Source organism: Streptomyces prasinopilosus (genome assembly GCF_001419695.1).
GTDB classification, from domain to species: domain Bacteria; phylum Actinomycetota; class Actinomycetes; order Streptomycetales; family Streptomycetaceae; genus Streptomyces; species Streptomyces prasinopilosus.
On the sequence record NZ_LIRG01000213.1, the window covers coordinates 1 to 8,600 of the forward strand.

At 72.3% G+C, this 8,600-nt stretch carries 5 protein-coding genes; 3 read left to right on the forward strand and 2 right to left on the reverse strand.

Features of this window, described 5'->3' with window-relative positions; all coding sequences use genetic code 11:
* Positions 1 to 109 precede the first annotated feature (109 nt).
* Both AOK18_RS10505 and AOK18_RS10510 read right to left on the reverse strand, forming a co-directional pair.
* Entirely contained in the window at positions 110 to 1,717 is a 1,608-nt protein-coding gene (locus AOK18_RS10505; RefSeq protein WP_055573328.1) for an NADH-quinone oxidoreductase subunit NuoF family protein, read from the reverse strand.
* Positions 1,714 to 3,006, reverse strand: coding sequence for a ferric reductase-like transmembrane domain-containing protein (locus tag AOK18_RS10510; RefSeq protein ID WP_055694138.1), 1,293 nt, complete (start codon positions 3,004 to 3,006; stop codon positions 1,714 to 1,716). The genes AOK18_RS10505 and AOK18_RS10510 overlap by 4 nt, the downstream gene beginning before the upstream one ends.
* Before the next feature lie 523 nt (positions 3,007 to 3,529).
* On the opposite strand from AOK18_RS10510, the gene leuS reads away from it, so the two are divergent.
* From leuS to AOK18_RS10525, 3 genes are all read left to right on the forward strand, one after another.
* Positions 3,530 to 6,409, forward strand: coding sequence for a leucine--tRNA ligase (leuS, locus tag AOK18_RS10515; protein WP_055573330.1), 2,880 nt, complete (start codon positions 3,530 to 3,532; stop codon positions 6,407 to 6,409).
* 183 nt (positions 6,410 to 6,592) lie between these two features.
* Positions 6,593 to 7,336, forward strand: coding sequence for a hypothetical protein (locus tag AOK18_RS10520; protein WP_055694139.1), 744 nt, complete (start codon positions 6,593 to 6,595; stop codon positions 7,334 to 7,336).
* An 86-nt stretch (positions 7,337 to 7,422) separates the two neighbouring features.
* Complete coding sequence (locus AOK18_RS10525) at positions 7,423 to 8,268, forward strand: DegV family protein (RefSeq protein WP_055573332.1); 846 nt, start codon at positions 7,423 to 7,425, stop codon at positions 8,266 to 8,268.
* Positions 8,269 to 8,600 lie beyond the last annotated feature (332 nt).

The following is an 8,600-nucleotide window of genomic DNA, read 5'->3' on the forward strand; positions in this document are numbered from 1 at the left end:
TCGGATGATCCGCCCTCTACGTGTTGTCGCACCATGTGCGGGCGGACCGCGCGTCGCCGGACGGGTGCCCGGGCGGGCCGCCCCGGAGGGGCGCCCGCCCGGACCCGGGTCAGCGGCCCAGCGCCCGCCGGCCGCGGCCCTGGGAGAGGACCGGCAGATTGCGGGAGGGCGCCTTGGACTGCGCCCCCTCCTCGATGCGCAGGGCCAGCGCCGGGCAGCGGCGCACCGCGCGGATCGCCTTGGCCTCCGCGTAGCGCGGCACCTGGGCCTGGGCGACGGTCGGGAAGCCGTCCGCGCCGAGCTGGAAGACCTCCGGGAGGATGTCCGCGCACAGGCCGTGGCCCCGGCACAGCGTCCAGTCCACGAAGATCTTCTGGCGGCTGGGGCCGTTCTCCTCCCCGCCCCCGCCCGGGATGCCCGTAGGGGCCCTGCCCCCCTCGAAGAGCGGCAGCACGCCCTCCACGGGGCGCCCGCAGCCGTTGCCCAGCACATGGGCGGCGAGGTCGTCGGTGAACGCCTTGACGGTCGACTCCAGGAACATCGCGGAGCCGTCCGGGTGCGAACACGCGCCGCGCCGCTTCACGTTCTTGGCGACCTGCTTGACCGCCTCCAGGGCGGCGGGGCCGCCGCCGTTGAGGATGTCCTCCAGACCGCGCGCGGCGGCCGGCAGGCCCAGGTAGCAGGGGCCGCACTGGCCGGCGCTCTCCTCGGCCAGCCACTTCGCCACCATCAGGGACTCGCCCAGCGGGCAGGTGTCCTGACTGATCGGCAGGATCGCGCCCGCGCCGAGCGCGCCGCCCACCGCGTCCAGGGAGTTGCGGGAGACGATCGCCTCGTTGACGGTCGCCGCGTCGATCCACTTGCCGTGGTACCCGCCGGTGAGCACGCCCTGCGGCATCGGCGGCGCGCCGGCGAGCTGGAGGACGTACCGCAGCGGCACGCCCGTCGGGACCTCGATCACCATGGGGCGGGCGACCGCCCCGGAGACCGTGAGCATGACGGTGCCCGGCTCGTCGTACAGGCCGGTGTTGCAGTAGCGCTCCGGGCCGATGCGGGCGGCGATGGCGAGCTGCGCGAAGGTCTCGGCGTTGGAGAGCAGGGTGGGCGCGCCGCCCACGCCGTTCTTCGACGCGCTGACCTTGCGGCCCGGCGGCACCGCCGGGCCCCCGTCGATGGAGCGGATCAGCGAGGCCGCGGCGCCCGTGACCATGCGCACCGGGTTGAGCTGCACCCGGGCGCGCAGCGCGGACCGGCGCCCGTTGTTGAGCCCGCGTTCGGCGAGCGCGGCCTCCATGGAGCGCTTGGTGGACTCCCGGGTGACCCCCACCACGAGCGTGCGGGCCCCCATGGCCTCGGCGCACAGCAGCGCGCCGTCCAGGATGAGGTGCGGGGCACGGTTGATCATCACCGTGTCCTTGCGGCAGGCCGGTTCGTCCTCGCTGCCGTTGACGACGACGACCGGCCGGACGCCGCGTTTGATCGCCGTCTCGGCGACCGAGCGCAGCTTCTTGTGGAAGGGGAAGCCGGCGCCGCCGCGTCCCCTGAGGTTGATGCGTTCGGCGAGCTGGGCGAGCTGTTCGCCGCCCAGGGGTTCGAGCGGCCCGTGCACCTTGAGGTGCATGGGGAGATCGAGCCGCTCGACAAGGTCGAAGCCCGACGTGAGCTGGGGAAGCCCGACGACGCGGACTTCGGGTACGTCGGGCAGAGCCTCGTTCACTTGAAGCCTCCGGAAGGCGTGTTCCAAGGTTCGCCCGATCCCGGTGCGTCGAAGTCGTACGACGCACCGGGAGATGGATCAGTGGCGGGACCGCTGTTGTACGTGTCATTCGGGTTGTACGCGGTGGAGAGGCCGTTCGACTCACCGGTGTCGCGCACATCACTCGAGCCGTAGCCGGAGGCGGCCGAATTGTCGTAGGTGGGGATGTTGTATCCGGTGTCCTGGAGCGGATCGTAGGCCGACGGCGGGGCCTCGCCGACCGGGGGCGGGGACGGGATGGGCCAGTTGCCCGAGGTGCTGGAGGGGCCGTCCACGCGCGGCGCTCCGACGGTCTGCCCGCCCAGGGGCTGCCCGCCCAGCGTCAGGCCGTTGAGGGTGGGGACCACCTGCGTGGGCTGCATGTCCAGGGGCAGTTCCATGCCGGCGTACGGGGGCTGCTGCGGCTGGGACGGGAGGGAGACCGCGCGGTAGGCCGCCGCGAAGCCGTCCGTGGGGTCCGGGGCCGGCGGCGCGAGGCGTTCGGCGCTCTCGTACCGCGGCCGGGCGGCCGCCCCGGGGCGTTCGGAACGGGACCGGGAGCCGCGTCTCCCGCCGCCCTCGTACCCGGGGAACGACGCCTCGGCGGCGCGGGCCCGGCTCTCGTCGAGCCTGTCGCGGCCCTGCTGCTCGGTGAGGCCGAGCAGCCTGGTGACCCGGTCGGCGACCTTGCGCTTGACCCGCGCGGGGGAGGCGCGCAGGAAGAGGGCCGCCATGACGCCGAGCAGGGACAGGCCGTACAGGATCAGGAAGATCGGCTTCGCCGATCGACCCGCGTAGAGCCCGTGCACCAGCGCGGCGCACCAGGCCGGATAGGCCAGCATGTGCATGGCGCGCCAGCGGGCCGCGACGGGGGCCGGCGAGGCGAAGCGGTTGCGCAGGACACCGGTGATGCCGACGAAGATCATCAGCATTCCGGCCAGGGTTCCCAGGCCGATGAGGAAGGACCTGCCGGTCACCGCCTCGTCGTCGGTGAGGAGCAGGCCGAAGGGGATCACCGCGGCGATCCACGTCGTGTGCTCCAGGGCCAGCTTGATGCCGATGTGCACCAGCAGGAAGGCGATCGAGGCGACCGCGGTCGTCCGGTGCACCGCCTGCGCCAGGATGCGCTGGCGCGGACCGAGCAGGACCCGGTCCTGGGCGACCAGCCCCCAGATCACCGAGCAGCTCAGGCAGACGAGCGACAGAACGCCCACGCCGAAGTTGAGGAACTCGGCGAACCAGTCGTCCGCCGTGCTGTCGTCCGGCCTCACGCCCTACCTCCCCACGTCACGACGGGAAGCACGACGGCATGCGGGTACGACCGACCGGCAGCCGGCCGGCCCTGGACGGGCGGCGGGCTGCTGTCTGGACGAGGGTTCATGGGGGAACTCCGAACGTTCGGGAGAAGCGGTCCCGGGGCGCACTCTAAACCTCGTTGCACCGGGGAGTACCAGATTTGAGTTACTGCGCTGTTATCAAAAGACGATCCGGTCGTTGTCCTGCCCCATAGGTGCCCTTACGCGGAGTAAGTTTTGACCGGAGTTCAGGAAAGCGGCCGGGTGGGAGCGCCTCCCGCGGGCGGACAAGTGCGTCGCGGTCCGCTCCGGGCCTGCGGTACCCTGACGCCATGCGTGCCGTACGCCTTCTGCTGAGCGAGCCGCGCTGATCAGTCCCGGCCCTGGTCGAACCAGCCGGCCGGAACCGGCGCGGCGTCCCCTCCTGTGCGAGGGGATTTTTCATTTCCGAATGTCGCGGCAGCCGTGGGCGCAGACGATCGATGGAGCTTTGAGGACCATGAGCGAGACGAACCCCGCGGCCACCCCCGAAGTGGCCGCGCCGCACCGCTACACGGCCGCCCTGGCGGCCGAGATCGAGGCACGCTGGCAGGACTTCTGGGACGCCGAGGGCACGTACGACGCGCCCAACCCGAGCGGCGACCTGGCGGGCGACCCGGAGACGGTGGCCCGGCCCAAGAAGTTCATCATGGACATGTTCCCGTACCCCTCGGGTGCGGGACTGCACGTCGGCCACCCCCTGGGGTACATCGCCACCGACGTCTCCGCCCGGTTCCAGCGCATGACCGGCCACAACGTCCTGCACACCCTGGGCTTCGACGCCTTCGGCCTGCCCGCCGAGCAGTACGCGGTCCAGACCGGCACCCACCCGCGGGTGTCCACCGAGGCCAACATGGAGAACATGAAGGCCCAGCTGCGCCGGCTGGGCCTGGGCCACGACCGGCGCCGCTCGTTCGCCACGATCGACCCGGACTACTACAAGTGGACCCAGTGGATCTTCCTGCAGATCTTCAACTCCTGGTACGACGACGAGGCCGGCCGGGCCCGCCCCATCACCGAGCTGATCGCCCGCTTCGAGTCCGGTGAGCGCCCCGTACCGGGCCACACGCGGGCGTGGGGCGAGCTGAGCGAGGCCGAGCGCGCCGACGTCCTGGGCGGCTTCCGACTGGCCTACGCCTCCGACGCGCCGGTCAACTGGTGCCCCGGGCTGGGCACCGTGCTGGCCAACGAGGAGGTCACCGCCGAGGGCCGCTCCGAGCGCGGCAACTTCCCCGTCTTCAAGGCCAAGCTGCGCCAGTGGAACATGCGCATCACCGCCTACGCCGACCGGCTGCTGTCGGACCTGGACGCCCTGGACTGGCCCGAGGCCATCAAGCTGCAGCAGCGCAACTGGATCGGCCGCTCCGAGGGCGCCCGGGTCGACTTCCCGATCGACGGCGAGAACATCACCGTCTTCACCACCCGCCCCGACACCCTGTTCGGCGCGACCTACATGGTGCTGGCGCCCGAGCACCCGCTGGTCGAGAAGTTCACCCCCGCCGCCTGGCCCGAGGGCACCCACGACGTCTGGACCGGGGGCCACGCCACCCCCGCCGAGGCCGTCGCCGCCTACCGCGCGCAGGCCGCCTCCAAGTCCGACGTGGAACGCCAGGCCGAGGCGAAGGACAAGACCGGCGTCTTCACCGGCTCCTACGCGACCAACCCGGTCAACGGCGAGCAGGTGCCCGTCTTCATCGCCGACTACGTCCTGATGGGCTACGGCACCGGCGCGATCATGGCCGTCCCCGCGGGTGACCAGCGCGACTTCGAGTTCGCGCGCGCCTTCGAACTGCCGATCCACTGCGTCGTCGAGCCGACCGACGGCCGCGGCACCGACACCTCCACCTGGGAGGACGCCTTCTCCTCCCACGAGGCGAAGATCATCAACTCGTCCAACGACGAGGTCAGCCTGGACGGCCTGGGCGTCGTCGAGGCCAAGGCGCGCATCACCGAGTGGCTGGAGCGCCGGGGCATCGGCGAGGGCACCGTCAACTTCCGGCTGCGCGACTGGCTGTTCAGCCGGCAGCGCTACTGGGGCGAGCCCTTCCCGATCGTCTACGACGAGGACGGCACCGCCCACGCCCTGCCCGAGTCGATGCTGCCGCTGGAACTGCCCGAGGTCGACGACTACTCCCCGCGCACCTTCGACCCGGACGACGCCGACACCCGTCCCGAGACGCCGCTGTCGCGCAACGAGGACTGGGTCAACGTCACCCTGGACCTGGGTGACGGCCGCGGCCCGCGCCCGTACCGCCGCGAGACCAACACCATGCCCAACTGGGCCGGCTCCTGCTGGTACGAGCTGCGCTACCTGGACCCGCACAACTCCGGGAAGCTGGTCGACCCGGAGATCGAGCGGTACTGGATGGGTCCGCGCGAGGGCATGCCGCACGGCGGCGTCGACCTGTACGTCGGCGGCGCCGAGCACGCCGTGCTGCACCTGCTGTACGCGCGCTTCTGGTCCAAGGTGCTGTACGACCTGGGGCACGTGTCGTCGGCGGAGCCGTTCCACAAGCTGTTCAACCAGGGCATGATCCAGGCCTACGTCTACCGCGACAGCCGCGGCATCGCGGTGCCGGCCGCCGAGGTGGAGGAGCGCGACGGCGTCTACCGCTACCAGGGCGAGCAGGTCTCCCGGCTGCTGGGCAAGATGGGCAAGTCCCTGAAGAACGCGGTCACGCCGGACGAGATCTGCGCCGAGTACGGGGCCGACACCCTGCGCCTGTACGAGATGGCGATGGGCCCGCTGGACGTGTCCCGGCCGTGGGACACCCGCGCGGTGGTCGGCCAGTTCCGGTTGCTGCAGCGGCTGTGGCGCAACATCGTCGACGAGGGCACCGGCGAGGCGACCGTCGTCGACACCGAGCCCGGCGAGGACACGCTGCGCGCCCTGCACAAGGCGATCGACGGGGTGCGCCAGGACCTGGAGGGCATGCGCTTCAACACCGCCATCGCCAAGGTCACCGAGCTGAACAACCACCTGACCAAGCAGTCGGGCCCGGTCCCGCGCCCGGTCGCCGAGGCCCTGGTGCTGATGGTGGCGCCGCTGGCCCCGCACATCGCCGAGGAGCTGTGGCGCGCGCTGGGCCACACCGACTCGGTCGTCCACCAGGACTTCCCGGTCGCCGACCCGGCGTACCTCGTCGACGAGACCGTCACCTGCGTGGTGCAGATCAAGGGCAAGGTGAAGGCCCGCCTGGAGGTCCCGCCCGCCATCTCCGACGAGGAGCTGGAGAAGGCCGCGCTGGCCGATGAGAAGGTCGTCGCCGCGCTGGACGGGGCCGGGATCCGCAAGGTGATCGTGCGGGCGCCCAAGCTGGTGAACATCGTTCCGGCGTGACGGCGTAGGACGGCGTCGGTCGGTGGCCTGTCACGGGCCGCCGGCCGCCGGCCGCGGGTTCGGGGGCATCCCCTACGGGCAGGTTCGGGGTTCTGTCGGAACTCAGGACCTGCCCGTCGCGTTTACCGTTGAAGAACGACGTGGTGTGCGAAGGGTGGCCCCAGGGCCCGGAGGAGGAGTCCCGTGGAAGCAGTGATCGCAGTACTGGCCCTGCTCTTCGTGCTCTTCGTCACGCTGGGCGTCTACGCCACCGTGAAGGTCGTCGGCGCCGCCAAGCGCAGTGCGGACCGTCACCTCACCCAGGCCCGCCGCACGGTCGAGGACCACACCCTGAAGGTCAAGTCCTTCGCCCAGTCCGGCCCGGCCGGTGAGATCGCCCAACTCAGGCTCAAGCTGCGGACGTCCATGCGCGCCACCCAGGACGCGCTGGAGGCCGGAGCGGCCGAGGACCAGTCCCTCAAGGAGTCCCTCGGTCTCTTCGAGCGGCTCAGCGCGCACGGGCACGAGCTGGACGCCGAGCTGAGGCGCCTGGAGTCCGAACCGGACCGCGGCACCCTCGGCAAGCGGCTGCCCGAACTGCGTGAGCGCACCCACCGCATCGCGCGGTCGGCGGACTCCCTGCGCTGGGCGGCCCGCGACCGCGCCCGCCACTTCGCGGCCGACGACCTCGACTCGCTGAGCACCCAGATCGACCTCGAGACCGGTGCCCTGCGGCACTGGACGACCACCGACCAGCAGCCCGCGACCGGCCCCGCGGACGTGCCGGCGTCCTCGCCCCGGTCCGGAGCACACGGTCCGTCCGGCGCGCCGCGCTCCGACACCGTACGGGAGTCCGCGGCCGAGCCGGCGCGGCCCGCGATCGCACCGGCCGCGCCGCGTGTCGCCTACCCGTGGCAGAAGAAGCCCCGCCCGGAGAGCACCACTTGATCCGGGCGCACTGATCCGGACACGGCCCCGCCCGGTCCGCCGGGCCGGGCTGCCCAGGGGGCGGTGCGCCAGGTACCCTCCAGCTCATGTCCCGCCATGTCGCCATCGTCACCGATTCCACGGCCTACCTTCCGGCCCGGACGATGGAGCGGCACGGCATCACGGCGGTCCCCCTGACCGTGGTCCTCGGCGACCGCGCGCTCGAGGAGGGCACCGAGATCTCCACCCGCTCCCTCGCCCAGGCGCTCCAGAAGCGGCGGCCGGTGACGACGTCCCGGCCCGGCCCCGAGGTCTTCGCCGAGACCTACCGCAGGGCCGCCGAGGCCGGCGCCACGGGCATCGTCTCCCTCCACCTCTCCGCCGAACTCTCCGGCACCCACGACGCGGCGGTCGTCGCGGCCCGCGAGGCGCCGGTGCCGGTGCGGGTGGTGGACACCGGAATGATCGCCATGGCGCTCGGATTCTGCGCGCTCGCCGCGGCGGAGGCCGCGGGGGCGGGGGGCGGCGTGGACGAGGCCGTCACGGCCGCGGAGAAACGGGCGGCCGGCACCGCCGCCTACTTCTACGTCGACACCCTGGACTATCTGCGCCGGGGCGGCCGGATCGGGGCCGCCCAGGCCCTGCTGGGATCGGCGCTGGCGGTGAAACCGCTGCTCCAGTTGGCCGACGGCCGTATCGAGCCCTTGGAGAAGGTGCGCACGGCGTCGAAGGCCATCGCCCGCCTGGAGGAGATCGCGGCCGAGCGGGCGGGTGCCGCCGAGGTCGACATCGCCGTCCACCACCTCGCCGCCCCGGAACGCGCTTCGGCCCTCGCGGACCGGCTGAAGGCCCGGCTGACCGGGCTGACCGAGCTGCACGTCAGCGAGGTCGGCGCGGTGATCGGGGCCCATACGGGGCCCGGCCTGCTGGGGGTCGTGGTCTCGGCCCGGTGAGGCCGCGGCGGACCTGACCCGGCCCTGCGTCGGCCCGTACGGGTGAGGGAGTTGTCCACAACCGGGCAGTAGTCCACGGGAATCGAGCAAGATCATCGCGGATGCGGTGATGTGCCCGATCCTCCCGGCATGGCACTTCGATCACATGCGCGTTCGCGTTCCTCCTCCCGTTCAGCGGCGGCGACCAGCGGTCCGGGGCGCGCACCCGCGTCCGATGGCCGCGCCCGGCACCGGCTCCGGGGCGCACGGGACCGTGAGACCTCGGCGGAGGAGGTCCGGCGCCGGACGGAGGCGCTGTTCGGGGAGCCGGGTGGGCGCGGCCATCGGACGCG

What these genes read in the sequence shown, in the direction of transcription:
- AOK18_RS10525 (WP_055573332.1), top strand. Translation starts at nt 7,423, where the DNA reads ATGTCCCGCCATGTCGCCATCGTCACCGATTCCACGGCCTACCTTCCG.
- leuS (WP_055573330.1), top strand. Translation starts at nt 3,530, where the DNA reads ATGAGCGAGACGAACCCCGCGGCCACCCCCGAAGTGGCCGCGCCGCAC.